The organism is Candidatus Clostridium stratigraminis, assembly GCF_045310675.1.
Lineage (GTDB): Bacteria > Bacillota > Clostridia > Clostridiales > Clostridiaceae > Clostridium_AT > Clostridium_AT stratigraminis.
Genome location: NZ_JBJHZZ010000001.1, coordinates 282784 through 305489 on the forward strand (window position 1 = coordinate 282784; position 22706 = coordinate 305489).

Below are 22706 nucleotides of genomic sequence, written 5' to 3' on the forward strand. Positions count from 1 at the left end.
TTTATCCTCCAATTAATTTATCTTAAAATTTTTATATACCTTTGAGTAAACCCACAGTGCATTTAAGAGCAGCAGTGCGCTTGTGATAAAGAAAACATAACTTATACCAAACCTTGCTGCCACTTGCCCACCTAAAACTGAACCTCCAAATATACCTAAGTATCCTGCTGATATAGTGAAGCCGAATATCCTGCCTGTAATAGAAGCTGGTGTAATTTTCTTTACCAGGGTATTTACAGAAGGATTTAATCCACCTAAGGTTAGTCCTAATAAAAATCGGAGCCCCATTAGCTGCCAGGGATTTTGGACAAAAGCCTGAGGAATATAGATTAGTCCCGAAGCAAGGAGAGATATTAGTATAACCTTATGTGCACCAACTTTATCAGAAAGTTTACCCAGGTTTGGTGCTGCTATTATATTGGCAAGGCCTGAGGCTGAGAATGCCAATCCTGATATAAGAGCAATATGACTTGTAGTTTTACTTAAGTGCGTAACATATACAGTTATTATAGGTTCAATTGTATATAATGCAAGAGTTATTACAAAAAAGGTGACAGATAAAACAATAGTTAAGCTTTTTTCAGGAACACTATTCCAAATTTCTCTAGCACTTTGAGGCTTCTTATTCTCACGAACAAAAGCTTCTTTTACAAAAAGAAGAGTAGTTATAAAGGCAACCAAGAGCAGTGCGCCTGTTATAAAAAATACGGGTTGCAGGCCAAAGCTATCTTCAATAAGACCACCGATGGTTGGACCCAGCAGTGATCCTGCAATGCTTGCAGTTGAAAGAGTACCTAAGGCATATCCTGCATTTTCCTTATCTGTCTGAGTAGCAATGAGTGTAGTGCAAGCTGTGCCATAGCCTGTAATAGTCCCTTGAAGCAATCTTAATCCTATAAGTACATATACATTTGGTGCAAGCCCCATGAAGAATATTACAATTGCCATGCCGAGGCTTGCCCTTAAAAGCATGGGTTTTCGTCCGTATTTATCAGCTGCATTGCCCCAAATAGGAGAGAAAATTGCTGAGATTATATAGGTAATACCAAAGGCAATTCCTGAAAGTTCCGCAACTGATGAAGCATTGGTAACTCCAAGCTGCTTTATATAAAGCGGCATTACCGGTGCAATCTGACTCATTCCTATACCTGAGACAAACATTCCAAACCAGCATATTATTAAATTTTTTTGCCACAATTTCATAAGCCGTCCCCCATTTCAATTCTCATGGCTGAAAACCATTTGCTTATATTATCATTATTTAATGAGCATAGATAATAACATAATTATAAATTATAGAAAATAGTTAGTAAACTATAACTTATAGTTTGATTAATTTATTTTGTATGATAAACTATATCTAATAAGGATTTTAGGAGGAAAGATTCATGCAAAAACGAAATCTGACAAGGGAAAAAATCATTCAAGCTGCTTTTGCATTGGCTGACGAAATCGGTCTTAATCAAATTACCTTCCCCAAGCTTGCAGAAAAATTGGATATAAAATATCCATCTTTATATAATCATTTTGATAATATGGATAATCTAAAAAAAGAAATGACAATATACCTTTTAAAGGAATTAAATTTGAAACTAATGCAGAGATTAATCGGCAAAAGCGGTGAGGATGCTATAAGAGAGTTTGCAAATGTTCACAAGGATTTTGCCTTTGAAAACAGAACCGGCTATGCTCTTATTATGAATATTCCAAGTAAGGAAGATGAGGAATTATACCGTTTAATGAAGGAAACTAATATGATTGTTAATCAGGTTTTAGAGTATTTCGTGAAGGATAAAACCATACTCATACATAAAAGCAGGGCGCTGAGAAGTCTTTTACATGGCTTTATTTCTATGACCTTTCTTGGTTATTTTCAAGGTGATGCTAAAATAGAAGATAGCTTTGCATTAATGGTAGATGATTTTATTTTGTCGCTGTCGAGAAAATAGAAGGATCAATATTCTATTAAAAGACAGGGAAGTTATATTGATAAACAATGATAATGAATACGATATTAAGGAGGGTATTATGCCAGATATTATAATAAATTTACTTGAGGAGTCAGATTCACAGGAACTTTTTACATTCGAACTTGAAAATAGGGCTTTTTTTGAGAGAGTAGGTTTTCCTAGAGGAGATAACTATTATGAATTAAATAATTTCAATGCAATAGTAAAGGAATCAATTGAGGAACAAAAAAAGGGATTAGTATATATGTATTTAATAAAGAACCATACCGGAATGATTCTTGGCAGAATAAATTTATTATCAATAGTAAGAGGAAGTTTTAATAAGGCTGAACTAGGCTATAGAATGGGAGAGGAACATCAGGGAAAAGGATATGCAACAAGCGCTGTAAAACTTATTTTGGATGAAGCAGTCAATAAGCATAAGCTTCATAGGATAGAGGCTGGGACATCACCTATTAATATAGGATCGCAAATAGTATTAATAAAGAATGGCTTTCAGTTTGCCGGGCGTTTTGGTAGGTATATCCATAAGAATGGAGAGTGGTGTGACAGCATTTATTTTGAAAGAATACTTGATTAAATATATTTTGTCAAATAGGGCTAAGACTCTATGAAATAGACAGTTATAAAAAACGTATTAAGTATCGTTTTAGCTGATTCTGTTTTATAGAGTCTATTTTATTTAAAAATTTTGCGGCGTTTTAATTAAGGTAAATTAGGTGTTTTTGGTAAATATTCATACTATATATGTTATAATTGGTATATTACGGGACAATAAAAAACGTAATTAAAGAAGTGTTTTTATTTTACGCAGCAAAATATATGTACATCTCTGGGTTATGTCTTGGAAATTATCGTAAGGAGGGTTATTTATGGGGACAACCTTTGCAAATATGCATATAAAAAACATTAAATCTAATGAAGTGGAAATATTAATACCAGAAATTTTAGTTAAACAATATAATCCAGAATGGGTTACTATAACATATCCAAATTTTCAGGTAGGTGCCATAGAGAAGTTAGCAAAAAAGGTATCGAAAAAAATAAATAATCCAGTTTTGACTGTGGAAGTTATAGAAGAAGAGATTCTTATACTATATATTTTTAGAGAAGGTAAGGCTGTGGCAAGTCATGTTTCCAGCAGCGGATATGGGCTAGCAAAAAACATAGGTAAGGCTTCACGGTTTGTTAAAGAGCTGGAGATTCAGGAAAGTTATACTGATTATTTTAAGTGGATTTTTAAATGCGAAGCTCCAGATAAGGCACTACAGCTCTTGGAAAAGGTTTTAGTACTGCCTTTATGGATAGATTTTAAAATGATAGTAGAAGGATATGTGGACCCTGAAAATTTTAAGCAGGACTTGGGGTTTGTAGATAGATATATTAAGGAAAAGAAGGTATCTGACAAAATTAAGAATTCTACTAAGGCAAAGCTCCTAATGGAGTTTGATGGCAAGATTTATGGCCCGTTTGGTTATCGTAAATATCTTGTTCATAAGCCTTCTGAGGATAATAATTATCATGGATTCAATGATCATTACATATATTCAGCAGCAGATAATGGTGAGCTAAAATGTTTATTTAGTGTAAGCATGTTTAATGCAGGTAGAGATAACAGCATTTTTATAACAAACAATAATGTTATTGCATTGGTTGAAGTTATTCCAATTAATATAAAAAGGGATAAAATAAGTTATTTGCTCCTGAATATGAATGGAGATGTCATTGGAGCAACGAAGCTTCCTAAAGAAGCGGGCTACCCGATTTCTGTTTTTGATGACGGGTCTATAATTTTTAAAGCCTATGCACCAAGCTCAGCTATAACTAAGTACAATATTCATGGAGAACAACTCCCCATAGATATTACTACTGAATATTATGAGCGACCTGTTCTTAAGAATGGATATATATATTTATGTCATACTAATGAAAAAACTAAAAGTTGGGAGCTTATAAAGAGAAACCATGATGGTGATACAGTTGCAGTTCTGCCTTTAAAGGAAAGGCCAAAGTGGAAGCAGTTTCTATTTGATAGAGAAGGTAATTTTTATTATTGTCTTGAGAGTTTTGATACTGGAAAATACTTTGAAAAGCTGCTTTATTTAGACAAAGATTTAAATATTAAAAATGAGATACTTTTAGATGTAATCACTAACAGAGCTTTACTGGATGATGCTAATAGCAAATTATATTTATCCGTTATGGATAAGGAATTATTGGCTATAGATTTAAAGGATAAAAATAAAATTATACGTAAGAAATACGAAGAAGATTGGTATTTAAGTTCCCTAGATTCTAAAGGAAACATTATAATATATAAAAGGCAGAATACATTGGAAATATTCAATCCTAAACTTAACATTGTTTCAAGGCATCGTTTAAAAGGCGGAATAAAAGACAACTATATTAATGCTGATGGAAATATGTGTTTTGTAACTTTCCAAATGCCTTACGATGCTTATACTAGTGATAATGTTAAGAGCGTTATTAGGGTTTATGAGATGGTTTATTAATAGTTTTAATAAGGCAAAAGTAATTACGGATAGTAAATTTAAAAGTAGCTATTTAAATATATAAATATTTAAATATTTACTGCTTCTATGCGGGTTTAGCGTATAAGACGTAATCTTTTTTTAAAATGTCACATGTGATAAAAACATGTGGCGTTTTAATTTATACTAAAATTGTAGTGTATAATTATTAATATACAAATTGAAAAGTTATTCTGAAGGTAGGTGGGGATTTTGTATTTTGATGTTGAAAGAATTGAAAAGATACTTAAAGAGCTTCAGGCACTAATTTTTTATAAAAGAGAACTAATTGATGAGGTTTATATTAAGGAAGGAGACTTTAAAAGCTGCAAAGCTGCAGATGAGTCTTACGAGGCCTTTATTAAATTTGGGCAATACGATGTTTGGGGAGATAAGTATAAGAGGTTTTGGTTTAAAACTGAATTTTCCATTCCAACAGAATTTAATGGCAAATATGTAGTTTTAGAAGTTGCTACTGGCAAGGAAGAGCAGTGGGATGCTGTAAATCCTCAATTTCTATGTTTCTTAAATGGCAAAGCTATCCAAGGACTAGATACAAATCACAGAGAAATTATTGTAAGTAAAGCTGCTTCAGAAGGTGAGAGATTTAGAGCTGATTTTCATGGCTATGGTGGTATGAATGACACTAAGTCAAACTTCAATGTATACATTAAAGCTCTTGATGAGCTAACAGAAAAATTATACTATGACATAAAGGTTCCTTTAGACACAGCAAAGTTATTAAAGAAAGAAGATAATAGAAGGATAAATATTTTAAAACACCTGATAAATACCTTGGAAATTTTAGATTTAAGAAAGCCATATTCTGAGAACTATTATAAGTCAGTTAATGAAGCTTTAAATTACTTAAAAGATAATTTTTATGAAGCTGAATGCGGAAAGATTAATGAAGGAACAGTTTCCTGTATAGGACATACCCATATAGATATTGCCTGGCTTTGGAATTTAAAACAAACTAGGGAGAAAGCTGTAAGGAGCTTTTCCACAGTTTTGAGTCTTATGAAGGAGTACCCGAATTATAAATTTATGGCATCGCAGCCTGTATTATATAAATTTGTTAAAGAAGAAGCACCAGAGGTCTATGAGGAGATAAAAGAGAGAATTAAGGAAGGCAGATGGGAGGCAGAAGGAGCCATGTACCTTGAGGCAGACTGCAATCTTACCTCCGGAGAATCTCTAGTAAGACAGATTTTACATGGCAAAAAGTTCTTTAAGAATGAGTTTGGAGTAGAAAGCAAGATTCTATGGCTCCCTGATGTATTTGGGTACTCAGCAGCCTTGCCCCAGATTTTAAAGGGCTTTGGAATAGATTATTTCGTAACTTCAAAGATCAGCTGGAATGAGTATAATAGACTTCCTTATGATACCTTTATGTGGGAGGGTATAGATGGAACAGAAATCCTAGCTTACTTTATTACTGCTAATGATTATGAAAAAGTTATTAATGGAAGTCACAGAACCATATACGAGGCACATATAAATCCTTCGCAAATCAAGGGAGCATATGAAAGATACAAACCAAAGCAAATGAATGATGAGGTTATTATATGCTACGGATATGGTGATGGCGGAGGCGGGCCAACCAAGGATATGATTGAGAATTACACAAGACTCAATAAAGGTATACCTGGCTGCCCTAAAACTGAGGCAAGCTTTACACTTGATTACTTTAAAGCTTTAGAGCAGAGGATTAAGGATAATAAAAGACTTCCAAACTGGAAGGGAGAGCTTTATTTAGAATTTCATAGAGGAACTTATACTACAATGGCTAAGAACAAGAAATATAACAGATTCTGTGAATATTTATATGAGGATTTAGAATTATTCAGCACTATAGCTAAAAACATAGACAGAGAGTTTAAATATGATAAAGAGCGGATAAATAGTAACTGGGAGCTCATATTATTAAATCAATTCCATGACATTATTCCTGGAACCTCTATTAAAGAAGTCTATGATGAATCTTGGCAGCAGTACCAAAAGGTTATAGATAGCGGCAAAGCCTTATTAAATAATGCGCTAAAAGCTATAGGAAGAAACATTAACCTAAGTGAAAAGGCTTTTATAGTATTTAACCAATTATCCTTTATAAGAAATGAATTTGTTGAGTTTGATATAACAGAAGAACTAAAAGGGAAAACTCTAGTTGATGCAGGGGACCAACAAGTTTTAATTCAGTACTTAACTGATAATAAAGCTCTTGCCTATGTAACTGATATCCCAGCTAAAGGATATAAGGTGTTTTATATTAGAGAAGCTTCAGTAAATAAAGCTAATGAGGAAGCTGGGCTACAGGTTAAGAGCATAGACAATAAGGAATTTATTTTAGAAAATAAATTTATAAAGGTAACTGTGAATTCAAGTGGGGAGCTAACTTCCATATTTGATAAAAGAGTACAAAGAGAAGTTATAAATACAGGTGCAAAGGCAAATAACTTGGTTATTTACGAGGATAGGCCACATAACCCTTGGGAAGCCTGGGATACAGATATATATTATTGGGAAAAGTCCTGGGAAATTACAGACATAGAAGCTATTGAAGTTTTAAGCACAGGACCTCTAAAAGCTAGTATAAGAATACAAAAGAAATATGAGGCTTCCACAATAGAGCAGTTTATAAATTTATATCATGATAGTTCTAGAATAGATTTTGAGACTAGGATTAATTGGAATGAGGAACATGTACTTTTGAAAGTTAACTTTCCTGTAAGCATTAATGGAAACAGGGCTGCTTATGATATTCAATATGGCAACCTTGAAAGAGACACACATTTTAATACAAGCTGGGATATGGCTAAATTTGAAGTTTGCGCCCATAAATGGGCTGATTTAAGTGAATACGGCTATGGAGCTGCCTTATTAAATGATTGTAAGTACGGCTGCAGTGTGAAAGACGGAGTTATTAGCTTAACACTTTTAAAGTCACCAAAATGGCCAAATCCAGCTGCTGATATGGGGTATCATGAATTTACTTACTCCTTTCTACCACATGAAGGTAAGTGGCAGCAGGGCAGGGTTCAAGAGGAAGCCTACAAGCTAAACTGTAAGCCATATATTATTATAGAAGAACCTCATGATGGCAGCTTTAAAGATAAATTATCCTTTATCACTGTTGATGCTGAAAATGTAATAGTTGAAGTTGTTAAAGAAGAGGAAGAAGGAAAGGATACAATAGTAAGATTATTTGAAAGTTTTAATAAGAGAACCAAAGTAAAGCTTTCAACATCAATAAAACCAAAGAGGGCTTGGGAAGTAAATTTAGAAGAAAAAGCAATGAAGGAATTAGCTTTTAATGAAAATGTATTAGAATTTGCTATAAAGCCTTATGAGATAAAGACTTTTAAAATAGAGTTCTAAAATTAAACATATTCTTATGTTAGATTTATTTTGGATTCAAATTTAATAGGTAATATAATGCAAAGCTCTTGATTTCAAGGGCTTTGTTTGTTTTATAGTAAACAGTGGATAGTTGTAATATATCTATTTGCCTAGAAAATCTAATTGATAATATTGACTTATTTTATAATAAGATTTATAATATGAACATAGTTCGTGAACAAGGTTCACATTATTAAAGGAGGGGGATCGTGCCTAAGATTATAGAAAACATAAGAGAAAACATTTTGACAAAGGGGAAGGAAATGCTCCTTGAGGAAAACTATAATAATTTTAATATCCGCAAGCTTGCAAAAAATTGCGAGCTAGGGCTTGGTACCCTTTATAATTATTTCGATAATAAGGAGGTTTTGGTATATCACATTTTTCTAAGTGATTGGGAATGTACTATCAAGCTATGTGATGAATTGAAGGAAGAAAAATTTCCACTCAGAAAAAAACTGCAGATGATATATATATCCTTAGAAACCTTTGTAAGCCAATACTTGAGAGTTTTTTGGGAAATGTCCGACAGCACTCAAACAGGCTGTCCTCATGACCATTATCTTGAATTGCATAAGAAAATAAAGGAACTAATCCTTGCTGAGCATAATCTCGGTAATATAAATATCAATACTAATATAGATAAATTATCATATTTTATTATGTCTAATATGTTGAACAATATAAAATTTAAACATCTAACCTTTGATGAAATGATGGACTATATTAAGATTTAAGGAGGAAGTAATAATGCCAACAGCAAAACAAATTAACAATAATACGAAAACCAGTAACCGCAAAATGTGGCTTATCGCAGCAGTTTATCTTTTAGGACTGTTCATGGGTGCAATTGACACTGGTATAGTAACTCCTGCCAGGACGATTATTCAGAATAATCTAATGGTTGATGATAAAACAGGCATCTGGATGATAACAATTTATACCTTGGCATACGCATCAAGTATACCGATTATGGGGAAATTAGCTGATAAATTCGGAAGAAAATACGTTTATCTTACAGCAATTTTCCTTTTTGGAACTGGCTCCTTTCTCTGTGGTCTTTCACAGAATTTTGGAAGCTTTTCAATGCTTTTAGCTGCACGTGTTGTGCAGGCTATCGGCGGAGGCGGTATTGTTCCGATTGCCACAGCAGAATTTGGCACCACATTCCCACCTGAAAAGCGAGGAATGGCATTAGGGCTTGTAGGTGGAGTATACGGGATTGCCAATATATTTGGTTCCTCTGCAGGAAGTGCAATACTAGATATATTTGGTAAGAATAACTGGCAGTTTATATTTTATATAAATGTACCAATAACAATATTCATTATTATCACCGGTTTATTGGTACTGAGGAATAATAAGAGTGAGAATGTAGGCAAGATAGATACGATTGGAATTTTACTTCTTGTTTGTATGATACTATCACTGTTATATGGACTTAAGAATATTGATTTCTTCAATTTCAGTGAGAGCATAAAAAACACATCAGTTTATCCTTTTATTATTACATTTGTAGTACTGCTTCCTATCTTTGTGTTGGCAGAGAAAAAAGCAGAGGACCCGGTAATGAATCTGGGTTATTTTACAAGTCCTCGCATAGTTATAATCTTTTTAATCAGCTTCATTACAGGGATTGTTTTAATGGGTACTATATTCATACCACAATTTTCTGAAAATGCTATGAAAATTACTTCAGGCAGCGGCGGGTATTTTGTTATAATACTTGGATTGTTTGCAGGAGTGGGTGCTCCGATATCCGGTAAGCTTAGTGATAAATTCGGAGCTAAAAAGGTACTGATTTTTGGGTTTACGATTTCACTGGCTGGATCAGCATTCTTGATATTTGTAACGACTAGATATCCAGGTCTAGCAACTGTAATAATTAGTTTGATGCTTATAGGTCTTGGAATGGGCTTTACTATAGGTGCTCCCCTAAATTACATGATGCTGGAGAATACAAAAAAAGAAGAATCTAATTCTGCACTGGCTGCTCTTTCCCTAATCAGGTCTATTGGAACAACTATTGCTCCTGCAATCATGGTAGGTTTCATTGCACATGCAGGAGGCTCCGTACAAACAAGGGAAATGGTACTTTTACCAAAAGAGGTTACTGCACCGCAATTGCCATATGCACAGGAGCTTAACAAAAAGATAAATGAGCTTAAGTCAGATCCGAACATGAAGGATAAGATGGCTGGCTTGGAATTTCCAGACCTTAATTCTATGACAAAAGTAGAAATCAATATGAATGGTGATGGCAGCACTAAGTTGCCTGATGATTTGATTGAGCTTTTGAAGACTTCTGACGTTACAAATATTACTGATAGAATCAAAACTCTTTCATCTACAATGTTCAACAAAATGACTCCGGATGTTATAGCCAAGGTTCAAAATGGCATTCAAAAGGGTATAGATGGTATCCAATCTGGTATACCTGAAATGGATAAAAGCATTACAGACCTTAAGGCAGGTGCTGATGGAGTAACTAAAGGTATAAATGGAATGAAGAGCGCAGTAGCGGGAATGGATACAGGAATAGCACAGATGAAAAAGGCTATTTCTTCACAGGAAACGGCAATTGTACAGCTTAATAGTTTTTATGATCAGATGGTAAAAATGATGAGCCAAGGTGGAGCTCCACAGGGCGCTTCTTCCCAAGGCAGCTCAACTGGAACCCAGACTGCAGGAAAAATGCCAACCGGTATGGGAAACGTGTCAATAATTGATATGATTCCTCAAGATGTAAAGGCTAAAATGCCTGCCAGTGCACTTGAACAGCTGAAGGATGTGAAAACACCTGCAGATCTCAAGGCTAAGATACAGGAACTTACAAATGCAAAGAAAACCTTAAGTGCGCAGGTTGACAAATTTACGAAACAGCGCAAAGATACGCTTGCCAAGATTACTGAAACAGAAGCTAAACTTAAGGGTATGTTGACTGCAATTTCCTCAATAGAGGCAGCCAAAACTGATATGAATGATACTGTAAACAAGATGACAGTAATGAAAGAGGCTGTACCAAAAGTCTTTGAAGAAGCAAATAAAAACTATCTTGCAGAGATAGATAAACTTTCGCCTAAAATCGAGTCAGAGTTCCAGAGTACATTGAATGTGGGCTTCAGGCAGATTTATCTAACTACCGGTATTGCTGCCCTAGCGGCACTGATGATTCTGACATTTTACAGAAAAAAGGAATACTATGAAGATTCCAAAGCTATTACTGAATAAGGAATTCAGTTGAAGATTCTGCAGATAAAGCAGTCTGTTAAGCTTCACACAAACCCCTATACTAAAAATTGTATAGGGGTTAATTTATGTACTGCTATAATCTTCTTTAAAAATTATATTAAATTGGTGCGAGAAATTATTACTTATGAAACTTTTTAATAAATTCCTCTACCTCAGGAATACCACCTTGATAAATTAGATATCCATTATATGGTTCTCTCTCAGTAATTTCTCCGCATACAGGAGTGAGCATTATTTCTTTAACCTTTGATAAATCTGAAGTTTGTCCTAGTGCCCAACCTAGTTTAATATAAGCAACTTCTGGCAGCATATTTTCTGCAGGTATTATACCCATAGTCATTAAATCTCTGCCTGTATCGTAGACGAACATATTAACATATCCCCATAGAGTTTGTACAGTCATATAGATGGCTACGCCTTTTTCAGCAGCACGTTTAATGGCAGGGTAGATCAGCTTATTAACATGCCCTAGACCTGTACCTGCTATAACAATCCCTTTATAGCCCAGGTCAATCATAGCATCTATAATATCCGGATTCATATTTGGATAATAATAAAGTAGAGATACACGTTCTTCGAACACAGGAGTTATAACTACTTTGCTGTCACTGCGGCGGTGATTGTAATCCATACGAAGAGGCGTTATTTTCTGGCGATTCACAATAGCTAGTGGAATATCTCCGATAGTACGAAATGTTGAACGGTAGGAGGAATGCATTTTTCGTACTCGAGTACCGCGGTGTAATAAGCCGTATTCGTCGGAGGTTGGTCCAAACATACACACCATTACTTCAGCAATATCTGAATCTGAGGCTGTTTTTGCTGCATGAATCAGGTTTAGGGCTGCATCAGAAGAGGGTCTATCTGATGAACGCTGAGACCCCACCATGACAATGGGAATAGGGGAGTTTTGTACCATAAAAGATAGAGCTGCTGCTGTATGACTCATTGTGTCAGTACCGTGACCTATGATAATGCCATGGGTACCTTTTTTAATTTCTTCTCCAATAGATTGAGCCAGACCTTTATACTCCGCAGGCCCCATATTTTCTGAAAATACAGCAAAAAGTTTTTCAGTACTTAGATTACAAATGTCTGCAAGTTCAGGTACAGCTCCATATAATTCACCTGGTGAGAATGCAGGAATAACAGCTCCAGTACGATAATCAAGACGGGAGGCTATAGTGCCGCCCGTACCCAGCAGCTTTACATTATGTTTTTCTTTGGACACAGGAAACTCCCTTTCTGGAATTTTATATTGAATCTCTTTATAGTTAAATTCTTTCATATCCTGAATTGTATCTACATCAATTCCGATATTGTATCCAGTGGCTAGCTTAATTACTATGTGCCTATCATCATCGTTTTCAGAACGTGGAAGCAAAACTCCCTTAAATTCTCCGCGAGTAGTCTTTATAACAGCTTCACTCCATACCCGCATATTGAAGCTTTTTAATATTTCTAAGGCTGTGCCCTTATAACCCTTTAAGCTATTGTTCATAAACAAATACCTCCTTTGCTATAATATCAGCAAGTTCATTAAGAGGGATATTTCCAAGGGCTATTTTACGTAATTCTTTCATCATCCACTTAAATTTTGCTTTATTATTCTTTGAAGTATTTATTTGATTAAATTTATTATTCATAAATGGAATCAATGAAAGAATACTATCTCTGCTGCGCTTAGTAAAGCTTATACTCTTTAATACAGACATCATTTCCATTTCAGGATGTGTGTATAGTACAGGCAGCATGTCATAAGCAATATCATACTCTAAATTATGTTCTTTAATGAAATTAAAAAGGTCATATATTTTTTCGAAATTAAAGGGTAAATTGGTATTAAATTTTCCTTGTAGGTGCTTAAGTCTGTGAGCTAGTAAGGTTGCTATAAATGAGGGTTTTATTTGAAAATCATTAGAAATTCTCTCCATAAGAGGAACTAGATTGTTTCTTAAAAGATAGAAGAAAGTATCCCTAGGTATTTTCCAGTTTTCAAGCTGAGCTATTCTCTCACTTACAGCAAGTGGCAGCTTATTGCGCACATTACTTAATAAATCTTCGCTGATAGAAATAGGGGCAGAATCAGTATCTGGATACATACGGTCAGCTCCAGGCAATACTCGTTCAAACATAGTGGTACCGCTTTCTAAGGACTTTCTGGTTTCATTAGGTACTCCAACAAAGGCCATTCTACAGCGTTCTTCAATTGTCTCCAAAGCTGTAGGCATATCAGTCTCAGGACCCCATAAAAGTATCTGAGCATCCTCATTTTTGGCATTGAGCAGTTTAGAAATATATTTAAAGTTAATTGATTTACTATCACTGTCCAAACTTTCTGAATGTGCCATATTGGGTTTTTCAATACAAGCAATTACCTTTAATCTGTCAGAGATTTCATCTGCGAACATTCGGCCAGGTTGAGTAAAAAATGAGAGAATGCCTTTAAAGCCTGGTAAATTTACTGCTACCAATCTATAGTTTTTATTTAAAGCTTGGTCAACTTGATTAGATGAGGCAGCTGCATTGTCTCCACTTATAATTACATAGCTAATTTTCCATTCTTTCCATGTTGGCATTCTAGTTAATAGATCATTTCTAATTTCTAAAAGGCTCTTCTGGCGAAAGGCTTCATTGTGTACTAATTCTGGTATGGAGCTAATACGAGACACTCCCTTAATTTCCACTCTAGTGCCTCCAGTAATACTAACGTTAACATCCTCACGTGCAGCGCCAATGCCTGTCCTTACTTCACCGGTGCTGCGGTTTAGAAAACGTATATACTGGGCAGCTTCAAAAGCTTCATCAGGAGTTTTTATATCTGGATAGGTAACAGTTTCTATAAGCGGCATGCCTAACCTATCTGTTGTATATACTCTCTCGTGAGCAATGTCTGAAATTTCACGACAAGAATCTTCTTCTATACTAAGCTGAATTATTCGAACTAACTTGTTTCTTAAGGGTATCTGCCCTTCAATGCTTACGATACCTGTTCGCTGAAAACCAGTAGGAATACTGCCATCTAGATATTGCTTCCGGGTGATATGAAGCTCACCTACAATGTTAGTTTTAAGAAGCAATGCTATTTTTAATGCAATTTCCAGTGCTTGCTTATTTAGCTTAAACGGAGGCGTGTCATCAACATCATAAGTACAGGTGGTCTCGTTGGCAATACGGTATATAATAGTTTTTTTTGTTTTAAATTCCATAAGAGCGGTACCGTCATATCCACCCATTTCGCTTAAAGTAGGCCTCATATGTCTAATCACTTCTGCATGGAATTGATCTTTTTCCTGAAAAATGCCTGCAGGGCAATGACAAAAGAGCTTCTTGTCTGTTTTGAGCTGTTGATGAACTTCTAGACCACACATAAATCCTAATTTTTCATATGTCTCAGGTGGAGTCTCTTTGCGAGGGGTATAACCAATGCGCTTTTGAGTTTCTTTATAGTTATTCTCCATTTTTGTTAATCCTCCAAGATTAATATTTCATAAGCATATATACAAAATTGAAAAGTATTTGTTCAAGCTTGCACATAACTTTAAAATATTACTAATATGTACTAATGAGCAGCTTGTAAGGGTTTTTAAGAAAAATATTGTAGCCAATCTCTATAAAGAAGTATATGTTTTATTATTTTAAATTATGAAGTATAACTTATACCATTGGGTGCCGGTTATTCCATAAGAAGAATATTATAAAACAGTATGTATTAAAGGAGAGCAATTTTATGATATGGCTGCAATGACTCATAGTCATGGAGCCAAGATATTCGCTGTTTAACAACTATGAAGATATGGATCGCCTGGTAGATGCATTGTTCTGCATATCGTCATAACTACGCTGCTTAGTCTTAGCCATTGATATTGCTTCGCTAAGACTTTTTTATAATATAAATACCATATCACATGTAATATATACAATATTTATAAAAAATGTTATGATATACAATAAACAGTGTGATGTTAATATACATTATAAATATAGGATAAATAGGAATTTACAGTACAAATTATTTATAGACCTGTATTATTCACTTATGTGTTATGATAAATACTTTGTTGGAAGGGGAGATTGCGTTATATGAAAAAGAATTCTATAAATTATCAGGGTGTAAGGAGGGTTCACGGGAAATAACCCTCCACTTTTAAAGGGGGATTAATATGAGAATACTTGATTTTGAAATTGAACATGTGGAAGAGGCAAAGTTAATTGCTATTGCTAATTATAATGAGGAGCGTGAGTATGTACCAATACTGCCAGCTATAGATGTTCTTCCTGACTTAGAGTGTTTTGCAAGTAATGGATTAGGTGTTGTTGCATTTGATAAAGGTAAAATGGTAGGATTTTTATGCTGTTATATGCCTTGGGAAAATGCATTTAATTCTATGGCTAATGGAACATTTTCACCTATTCATGCACATGGTTCTATAAAAGAAAATAGAAGCATGATATACAAAAGAATGTAACAAGCAGCCGCTGAAAAATGGGTCAAGCATAATATTGGGTATCATTCAATAGCATTATATGCACACGATATTGAGTCTATAAATGCAATGTTTACATATGGCTTTGGGCTTCGTTGTGTTGATGCAATTAGGCCAATGGAAGGCCTAGAGTTACAATGCTGTGATGAAATTCACTTTGAAGAGCTTTCTAAAGCAGCTGTTATGCAGATAAGAGAAATGCGTCAGATGCTATCACAGCATTTGGGGAATAGTCCATGCTTTATGTGTTCTACACAAGAGCAGCTTGCAGGTTGGATAGCTCGTGCTGAGGCACGAAATACAAGATTATTTGTTGCTAGAGAAGGAGAAAAACCAATTGCTTTTATAGAGGTATCTGGCAGTGGAGAAAATTTTGTCACTGAAGTTTCTAATATGGGCAATATATGTGGTGCCTTTTGTCTTCCAGAATATCGTGGAAAGAATATCTATCAGAATTTACTTAATTTCACAATTTTGAAATTGAAGTCAGAAGGATACGAAATGATAGGAGTTGACTTTGAAAGTTTTAATTCTACAGCTAATGCTTTTTGGTTGAAGTATTTTACGGCATATACCAATAGTGTGGTTCGCAGGGTCGACGAATGTGCTTTAAATGGCTAATGAGTACAATCAATAGTAATTATTTGTATTATAAGTTATAAGAATAATACAGCACTATAGATTTTCCATAATGACCTTAAAAGGAAGTTAATATTTATTTAAAATCTCATAAAGTCTTTCACCTATAGATGAAAGACTTTATGACTATTTTTTTATTCAGCTAAATCATCTTTTTTAGCTTCTTTATTAAAGTATTTATCTAATTCCTTTCTCATATTATCTGGAATCTTTCTTTCAATTGGAAATACTATTGAGTTTACAATGGATTCACTGAATTCTTTAGTTATAATAGTAGTTTTTTCTAAGGCTTCAGCACTTAAATAATCAATAACATCGTTGCGAGTGTGGATGAATGCTCCGCCCTCAGGAGCAAAACGACAGAATGTAACAGAAGGAATTCCTGCATCAGCAAAAGCTGTAGAATCACTTGAGTATATACTCTGTTCTACCTTAAGTGGGAAGCCTTTAATTTTGGCTGTGTGATCAATATAATCAACTAAGCTCTGCTCAGCAGTAACTAAAGCCTTTTCTTTTCCAAGAATGGAACCTCCAACATCTACATTAATCATTAGAAGATGTTTCTTAAGCTCTTCCTCATGAGCCTTTAAATAAGCATGGCTACCAAAAAGTCCAATTTCCTCAGAACCATACCATACAAATTTTACAGTTCTGATTGGTGGATTTTCTTTAAAATGTCTAAGCAGCTCCATTATAATAACTGAACCAGCACCATTGTCATATACACCTGTACTGAAGGGAACACTGTCATAATGAGCACCGAAGGATATTATCTCCTCAGGGTACTTAGAACCTTCTAAGGTTACAACAACATTATGGGAAGTAAGTTCAATATCTTCAGTAATTAGCTCTATTTTAACTTTAGAAGTTTTGCTTTTAACCATATGGAAGCAGTCCTTCATGCGCATATTTAATGCTGGTATTTTCCCATATTGTGTGTTCTTTTCACGCATTCTAGCTATAGAAATATCAGTTTTGTCTTTCTCATCATTAGCAGTGCCGCACATCGTTATATAACCAGCGATACCAGCTTCTATAAGTTTTTTATAAAGCTCTGGATTTGGCCTCATATTTAGAAGTACAAATTTTCCTTTAAGGTCAACTAAATTAGCAGCAAGTCCATCTTCTATGTATATAAAATCTGTAGTTATTCCGCCTTCAGGTGTGCTAATTGAGCAGTTATATGGTGTAATTTCATATTCTTTTTCATAGGGCTTTACTACCTTTAGCGAAGCTTTTTTAATTTTAGAAGTAGGAACCTTATAATCCTCTAAGTGGCCCACACATCCTATGGAAGATATTTCTTCTAGTAGTATGTTTGCTGCCTTTAATTCTTCTTCAGAACCGCTAGTTCGTATAAAGCCAATTTTCTTTAAAAGTTCAAATTCTCTTTGACTATTAATAGACATAACACATTCCCCCCCATATGTTCTTATAAATAGTATACTAAAGTTAATAATAATATACAAAAGGATCAAATGTAATATATATACTATCCTTTTATTATTCTTTCTAACGATTGCATTTGTTTTTCGGTTTCATCTGCATTTAAATTTATATAATGTGATCCATGAGCTGATAAATAAAAGTTGCTAATTAAACCTTCATTTAAAATTATATCTTTATTCTTCTCAGTTACATTGACATTTCTTACAAAAAGAAGCTCCATAGCATCTAGACCTATTGATTTTGCATATTGAATACCAGAGGCGTAGTTAATATTTTTTATTCCACTATATATTGGTAAACCTGATATTCCAAATAATAGTTTATCCATTAAAGTTATCACCTTTGTGCTTAAAATTTAAATACATTATTAAAAAATTGAAATAAAAAGTGAAGCAACTAAAGTTATTTTATAACTATTATAGATGAAATATTCGTCAGTATCCTTAATATCACTATCACATGTTTCCAAAATTTATTAGCATTTTAGACTGATCCTATAAAAAATTCAAATAGTTAGTGAAGCAATTATTAAAAATAACAATTGGATTACAGCTTAAAATTATGATAAGGTTATCATGGTAAATGTCCATTAACGGCTATTTGACGATATAGCCAGAGAGGCTTAAATGCCTTTATGTGATCACTTAAATAGGGGGAAAAGGAATGAAAAAATTAAATAAAATTGCAATAACTCTACTTATTGCAATGATTACTGCTACTGCATTAATTGGTTGTACAAAAAATAGTGATACAGCTGCAAATACTGATAAGACTAATGCTTCAGGAGCAAAAACAATAAGCACAAAAGATTTACAAGCTAATATAGGAAAAAGCGACTGGGTAGTAGTTGATACAAGAGAAAATGATGCTTATAATGGGTGGAAACTTGATGGAGTAACAAAGGGTGGACACATTAAAGGAGCAACTGATTTTTCGGCAGCTTGGCTTAAGGTTAGTGATAAGAATAAAGATAAAACATTAGAAGATGCTTTAAAAACTAAGGGAATAAGTACTGATAAAAATGTTGTTTTATATGATGCAAATGGAAACGATTCTACTGAGGTAATAAAATATTTATCTCAAAAGGGATATAAAAATTTATACCAATATAATATTAAAGATTGGGCAAAAGATGCAAGTCTTCCAATGGAAACTTATACAAACTATCAAGAGATAGTGCCAGCATCTTGGGTTAAAGATTTAGTAGACGGTAAAAAACCAGAAACCTACAACAATAACAAGTATAAAGTATTTGAAGTTAGCTGGGGCGAGGAAAAAGACTCACCAGAATACTTGAAAATTGGACATATAAAAGGCGCAGTTCATATAAATACAGATGAAGTTGAAGAAGGGCCTCTTTGGAATCGTCTTTCTGATGCAAAGCTTCAAAAATTTGCAGAAAATAATGGAATAACAACAGACACAACAATAGTATTATATGGAACAGATCCAATGCCTTCTTACAGAGTAGCTGTTATACTAAAGTACATGGGAGTTAATGACGTTAGAGTATTAAATGGCGGATTTACAAAATGGACAAATGCTGGTTACGAAGTAGAAAAAACATCAAATAAAAAAGCTCCAGTAGCTTCCTTTGGTGCTACAGTTCCTGTAAATAAAGGATATATTATTGATATGCCACAGGCTAAAGAAATATTAGCAGATAAGACTGGCAGCAAGTTAGTTGACGTAAGAACTTGGGATGAATATATTGGTAAAACCTCAGGCTATGATTATATTAAACCAAAGGGACGTCCAGCTGGTGCTGCATGGGGCCATGCAGGCACAGACAACAGCAGTTTAAATGACTATAGAAATATAGATTTAACAATGCGTAATAAAGATGAAATACTTGCTATGTGGAAGGATTATGGTATTACTCCAGATCAAAGACTAGCCTTCTACTGCGGAACAGGCTGGAGAGCTGCAGAAGCTTTAACTTACGCTGATGTTATGGGACTTAAAAATATTTCGCTTTATGACGGCGGTTGGAATGAATGGAGTGGAAACACAGGAAATCCAGCAGGTCCTATTGAAGTGGGGGAACCAAAGAAATAATTATTGCCTAAATTTATAAGGCTGTCGCATCAAGGATAAATACAACAATGTATTGTGCTGATTTTAGTTCGCATAGTATTATATTGTATATAACTTTCCTGCGGCAGCCCTTTAGTGCTTTTAAGGATATGATCAATAATTTAAATAAAGTATGGTGATATAAATATGAAAAAAAGAGGAATAAAGATAATTAAAGGCTTAATTACTATTTTGCAGCTTCTAACTTTAAGCATACCTATAGTATTACAATATTTATCAGATAAAAAAATGGGTGTTGAAAGGTATTTGGTTTTTAAAAAAGCAATGCTTTCTAAAAGTATACCTGTTCCAAAGCCTTTTGAAGACTTAGTTACTTATCACTTCTTTTTAATTGCAATTATAATAATTGTAATTCTGCAATTAGTAAAAGTAGTTTTAGACAGGAGAAAATAGATGAAGAAACCTAAATATGATCAAGAGACCTTAGAGTGTATAAATGAAATAGCTAATAATTGCACTAGCTGTAAAAAATGTATGAGAGAATGTATAATGCTAAATGATTTTGGAAATTCTCCAAGTGACATATTTAAGGGTTTCTTACAGGAGGAAGAAATAAAGCCAATAATACCGTACTCCTGTACTATGTGTAATAAATGCAGGATAGTTTGTCCTAAAAAATTAGATATTCCAAAAGGCTTTATGAAATTAAGAGAAGCTATAATAAAATCTAATGGTGGAAGAACAGCCTTAAAAGGTCATAAGGCTGTATATGTTCATCAACTGCTTAGCTGTGGATTTTTAAAGATTTTTACTACAAGGAGATAGATTATGGGAAATATAGTTTTTATGCCAGGGTGTAGTTTATCCTCCTATTCTCCAGAGGCTGTTTTAAATATATTATCATATCTTAAAGAAAATTTTGAAAATGTATCTGCTTTGCAAAGATGCTGTGGTATGCCAACTTTAGTATTAGGACAAAAAGAATTATTTTTAAAAAAATATGAAGAACTTAATAAAGACATTGAAGCTTTAGAAATAGATGAAATAGTAGTAGCTTGCCAAAACTGCTTCTTAATATTAAAGCAATATAGTAAAGATATAAAAGTTACATCTTTATGGACTTTAATAAAAGAGATTGGGCTTCCAAAAGAATTAAAAAATAAAGCTAAAGATAGTGACGTAGTATTCAGTATACAAGACTCTTGTCCCACAAGAAATTATAGTGATATTCATGATGGAGTAAGATGGATACTTACAGAGCTTGGATATAAATATGTAGAGTCTAAACTTTCTAAAGAAAATGCTATGTGCTGCGGGCAAGGAGGAATGGCTCAAGCAGTAAATCCTGATTTATCAAAAAGAATTGCAGAAAATATAGTTTCAAAGTTTAATACGGATTATGTTGTAACTTACTGTGCTGCTTGCCGTTCTTCAATGTATAAGACAGGAAGAGAAGCCTATCATATATTAGATTTAATTTTTGGACCTGTTGTATATAAAAATACCAAAAGCCCGGAAGATGTATTATCAAATCCTATTAAAGCTTGGGGTAATAGATACAAATCTAAAAAAATAATTAATAAATTGTTATAAATAGAGTATGTATAATAACAGGATAGGGTGGATAATGTGAAAAAAAGTAGATTGTTTAAAGTTATAATGTGGATAATAATAATTATAGGTATAATTTTAATATACAAATTAGGTATAGTAAGCAGATTAATGGACATAAAGCAAATGCAGCAATGGTTTAAAAGCCTTGGCCCTATAGCATTTTTAATATATATAGCTATATATATTTTTGCAAGTATATTTATGCTGCCAGGCTCTGTTCTAACTATAGCCTCTGGAATAGCTTTTGGACCAATTTTAGGTGCTGTATTAGCCATTATAGGTGCAACCTGTGGAGCAACAATGTCCTTTCTAATATCTAAATATTTAATGAGGGATATAGTAAAAGCAAGGCTTGGAGATAATCTGATTTATAAAAAAATTGATGATGGCTTTAAAGTAAATGGTTATAATTTTTTAATTTTAACCAGACTAGTGCCAATCTTCCCTTTTAACTTGCAAAATTATGCTTATGGATTAACAAGCATAAAAACATCTACTTATATATTTTGGAGTTTAATTTGCATGATTCCTGGAGCTTTTATTTATGCATATATGGCTGGAGAAATAGCAGCAAGAGGCATATCCCTTAATATTTTAATAAAATTTACTATTGCTGGAATTATTCTGTTTATTGTATCTTTAATTCCAAAATATATAGCTAAAAAGAGAGGAATAAATTTAGAATAGTTGCGAGAGGAAAAAATTCATGTTAGACACTAAAGGTAGAAAATTTGTACAACCAATAATTGAAACAATTGCTGATTTGTTTTTGAAACTAGGCGTTAAGGCAAATAACATAACATTTTTAGCTTTTATAATTGGAATACTTTCAGCAGTAGTGTTTTATATTAGCTATAATTTTATTGCAGTTATATTATTGTGGATCTCAGGTCTACTAGATGCAGTAGATGGAACTATGGCTAGGAAAACAAAAACTACAGCCTTCGGAACTATATTGGATATAACCTTTGATAGAGTTGTAGAGATTTCAATAATAGTAGCTGCTGCAGTAAAATTACCAAATAACAATTTCCAACTGGTGATTTTACTGTCTGCAATAATACTTTCCATGACAGTATTTCTTACTGTAGGAGCCTTGAGTGATAAAAATAGCGAAAAGTCCTTTTATTATCAACCAGGTTTAGCTGAAAGAACTGAAGGGTTTATATTTTTTTCTTTAATGATCCTATTTAATAATTACATAAATATTATATCAATTATATTTTCATTAGCTATTTTTTATACCGCTGCTCAAAGAATTTTTGAAGCTAAAAGGATTTTGAATTAAAAAAACCATAAGGGACGGTTCCTTATGATTTCACAGTGGA

18 protein-coding genes and 1 pseudogene are annotated in these 22706 nt (G+C 33.6%); 14 read left to right on the forward strand and 5 right to left on the reverse strand.

The annotated features are described in order from the left end of the window. Positions 1–12: 12 nt before the first annotated feature. Positions 13–1203: a multidrug efflux MFS transporter gene (locus tag ACJDUG_RS01490; RefSeq protein WP_406768101.1), complete on the reverse strand. Its 1191-nt coding sequence runs from the start codon at positions 1201–1203 to the stop codon at positions 13–15. 185 nt (positions 1204–1388) lie between these two features. Here ACJDUG_RS01490 and ACJDUG_RS01495 point away from each other — a divergent pair, with 185 nt between their 5' ends. The 6 genes from ACJDUG_RS01495 to ACJDUG_RS01520 all read left to right on the forward strand — a co-directional run bounded on the left by ACJDUG_RS01495 (position 1389) and on the right by ACJDUG_RS01520 (position 11131). Further along, the gene (locus ACJDUG_RS01495; protein WP_406768102.1) at positions 1389–1949 is read left to right on the forward strand and encodes a TetR/AcrR family transcriptional regulator; all 561 of its coding nucleotides are present in this window, start codon (positions 1389–1391) and stop codon (positions 1947–1949) included. 79 nt (positions 1950–2028) lie between these two features. Beyond that, positions 2029–2550: a GNAT family N-acetyltransferase gene (locus tag ACJDUG_RS01500; protein ID WP_406768103.1), complete on the forward strand. Its 522-nt coding sequence runs from the start codon at positions 2029–2031 to the stop codon at positions 2548–2550. A gap of 292 nt (positions 2551–2842) precedes the next feature. Next, a complete protein-coding gene (locus ACJDUG_RS01505; RefSeq protein WP_406768104.1) occupies positions 2843–4483 on the forward strand; it encodes a hypothetical protein in 1641 nt (546 codons plus the stop codon). Between the two features lie 231 nt (positions 4484–4714). After that, on the forward strand, positions 4715–7879 hold the full coding sequence (locus tag ACJDUG_RS01510) for an alpha-mannosidase (RefSeq protein WP_406768105.1): 3165 nt from the start codon (positions 4715–4717) through the stop codon (positions 7877–7879). A gap of 230 nt (positions 7880–8109) precedes the next feature. Next, on the forward strand, positions 8110–8637 hold the full coding sequence (locus ACJDUG_RS01515) for a TetR/AcrR family transcriptional regulator (protein ID WP_406768106.1): 528 nt from the start codon (positions 8110–8112) through the stop codon (positions 8635–8637). Positions 8638–8650: 13 nt separating this feature from the next. Continuing rightward, complete coding sequence (locus ACJDUG_RS01520; RefSeq protein ID WP_406768107.1) at positions 8651–11131, forward strand: MFS transporter; 2481 nt, start codon at positions 8651–8653, stop codon at positions 11129–11131. A 139-nt stretch (positions 11132–11270) separates the two neighbouring features. Here ACJDUG_RS01520 and gatD read toward each other — a convergent pair whose 3' ends face one another. Further along, positions 11271–12653 carry a Glu-tRNA(Gln) amidotransferase subunit GatD gene (gene gatD / locus ACJDUG_RS01525; protein WP_406768108.1) on the reverse strand — a complete coding sequence of 461 codons (1383 nt, stop codon included), beginning with the start codon at positions 12651–12653 and terminating at the stop codon, positions 11271–11273. Further along, positions 12643–14613: a Glu-tRNA(Gln) amidotransferase subunit GatE gene (gene gatE / locus ACJDUG_RS01530; protein ID WP_406768109.1), complete on the reverse strand. Its 1971-nt coding sequence runs from the start codon at positions 14611–14613 to the stop codon at positions 12643–12645. Before gatE ends, gatD begins: the two co-directional genes overlap by 11 nt. 702 nt (positions 14614–15315) lie before the next feature. Here gatE and ACJDUG_RS01535 point away from each other — a divergent pair. Together ACJDUG_RS01535 and ACJDUG_RS01540 are read left to right on the forward strand one after the other, a co-directional pair. Next, positions 15316–15621 (forward strand): hypothetical protein, encoded by a 306-nt coding sequence (locus ACJDUG_RS01535; RefSeq protein ID WP_406768110.1) that lies wholly within the window; start codon positions 15316–15318, stop codon positions 15619–15621. 87 nt (positions 15622–15708) lie between these two features. Further along, positions 15709–16260, forward strand: a complete 552-nt coding sequence (locus tag ACJDUG_RS01540; protein ID WP_406768111.1) for a GNAT family N-acetyltransferase — start codon at positions 15709–15711, stop codon at positions 16258–16260. Between the two features lie 152 nt (positions 16261–16412). Here ACJDUG_RS01540 and ACJDUG_RS01545 read toward each other — a convergent pair whose 3' ends face one another. Together ACJDUG_RS01545 and ACJDUG_RS01550 are read right to left on the reverse strand one after the other, a co-directional pair. Further along, entirely contained in the window at positions 16413–17687 is a 1275-nt protein-coding gene (locus ACJDUG_RS01545) for a M28 family metallopeptidase (protein WP_406768112.1), read from the reverse strand. An 86-nt stretch (positions 17688–17773) separates the two neighbouring features. Continuing rightward, positions 17774–18055 (reverse strand): annotated as a pseudogene (locus ACJDUG_RS01550) (TIM barrel protein); the annotation flags it as partial. Between the two features lie 335 nt (positions 18056–18390). Between ACJDUG_RS01550 and ACJDUG_RS01555 the strand changes: the two are divergent. The 6 genes from ACJDUG_RS01555 (at position 18391) to ACJDUG_RS01580 (ending at position 22666) form a co-directional block, all read left to right on the forward strand. Beyond that, the gene (locus ACJDUG_RS01555; RefSeq protein WP_406768113.1) at positions 18391–19785 is read left to right on the forward strand and encodes a rhodanese-like domain-containing protein; all 1395 of its coding nucleotides are present in this window, start codon (positions 18391–18393) and stop codon (positions 19783–19785) included. A 165-nt stretch (positions 19786–19950) separates the two neighbouring features. Beyond that, positions 19951–20217: a hypothetical protein gene (locus tag ACJDUG_RS01560; RefSeq protein ID WP_406768114.1), complete on the forward strand. Its 267-nt coding sequence runs from the start codon at positions 19951–19953 to the stop codon at positions 20215–20217. Beyond that, positions 20218–20589, forward strand: a complete 372-nt coding sequence (locus ACJDUG_RS01565) for a 4Fe-4S dicluster domain-containing protein (protein WP_406768115.1) — start codon at positions 20218–20220, stop codon at positions 20587–20589. Positions 20590–20592: 3 nt separating this feature from the next. Further along, complete coding sequence (locus ACJDUG_RS01570) at positions 20593–21357, forward strand: (Fe-S)-binding protein (RefSeq protein ID WP_406768116.1); 765 nt, start codon at positions 20593–20595, stop codon at positions 21355–21357. 36 nt (positions 21358–21393) lie between these two features. Further along, positions 21394–22065, forward strand: a complete 672-nt coding sequence (locus tag ACJDUG_RS01575; RefSeq protein ID WP_406768117.1) for a TVP38/TMEM64 family protein — start codon at positions 21394–21396, stop codon at positions 22063–22065. 19 nt (positions 22066–22084) lie between these two features. Beyond that, positions 22085–22666: a CDP-alcohol phosphatidyltransferase family protein gene (locus ACJDUG_RS01580; protein WP_406768118.1), complete on the forward strand. Its 582-nt coding sequence runs from the start codon at positions 22085–22087 to the stop codon at positions 22664–22666. Positions 22667–22706: the final 40 nt, after the last annotated feature.

Bases quoted from the DNA above. Each gene is read 5' to 3' on its own strand.
- ACJDUG_RS01490 (WP_406768101.1), bottom strand. From the start codon at position 1,203: ATGAAATTGTGGCAAAAAAATTTAATAATATGCTGGTTTGGAATGTTT.
- ACJDUG_RS01495 (WP_406768102.1), top strand. From the start codon at position 1,389: ATGCAAAAACGAAATCTGACAAGGGAAAAAATCATTCAAGCTGCTTTT.
- ACJDUG_RS01500 (WP_406768103.1), top strand. From the start codon at position 2,029: ATGCCAGATATTATAATAAATTTACTTGAGGAGTCAGATTCACAGGAA.
- ACJDUG_RS01505 (WP_406768104.1), top strand. From the start codon at position 2,843: ATGGGGACAACCTTTGCAAATATGCATATAAAAAACATTAAATCTAAT.
- ACJDUG_RS01520 (WP_406768107.1), top strand. From the start codon at position 8,651: ATGCCAACAGCAAAACAAATTAACAATAATACGAAAACCAGTAACCGC.
- gatD (WP_406768108.1), bottom strand. From the start codon at position 12,653: ATGAACAATAGCTTAAAGGGTTATAAGGGCACAGCCTTAGAAATATTA.
- gatE (WP_406768109.1), bottom strand. From the start codon at position 14,613: ATGGAGAATAACTATAAAGAAACTCAAAAGCGCATTGGTTATACCCCT.
- ACJDUG_RS01535 (WP_406768110.1), top strand. From the start codon at position 15,316: ATGAGAATACTTGATTTTGAAATTGAACATGTGGAAGAGGCAAAGTTA.
- ACJDUG_RS01540 (WP_406768111.1), top strand. From the start codon at position 15,709: ATGTTTACATATGGCTTTGGGCTTCGTTGTGTTGATGCAATTAGGCCA.
- ACJDUG_RS01545 (WP_406768112.1), bottom strand. From the start codon at position 17,687: ATGTCTATTAATAGTCAAAGAGAATTTGAACTTTTAAAGAAAATTGGC.
- ACJDUG_RS01555 (WP_406768113.1), top strand. From the start codon at position 18,391: ATGAAAAAATTAAATAAAATTGCAATAACTCTACTTATTGCAATGATT.
- ACJDUG_RS01560 (WP_406768114.1), top strand. From the start codon at position 19,951: ATGAAAAAAAGAGGAATAAAGATAATTAAAGGCTTAATTACTATTTTG.
- ACJDUG_RS01565 (WP_406768115.1), top strand. From the start codon at position 20,218: ATGAAGAAACCTAAATATGATCAAGAGACCTTAGAGTGTATAAATGAA.
- ACJDUG_RS01570 (WP_406768116.1), top strand. From the start codon at position 20,593: ATGGGAAATATAGTTTTTATGCCAGGGTGTAGTTTATCCTCCTATTCT.
- ACJDUG_RS01580 (WP_406768118.1), top strand. From the start codon at position 22,085: ATGTTAGACACTAAAGGTAGAAAATTTGTACAACCAATAATTGAAACA.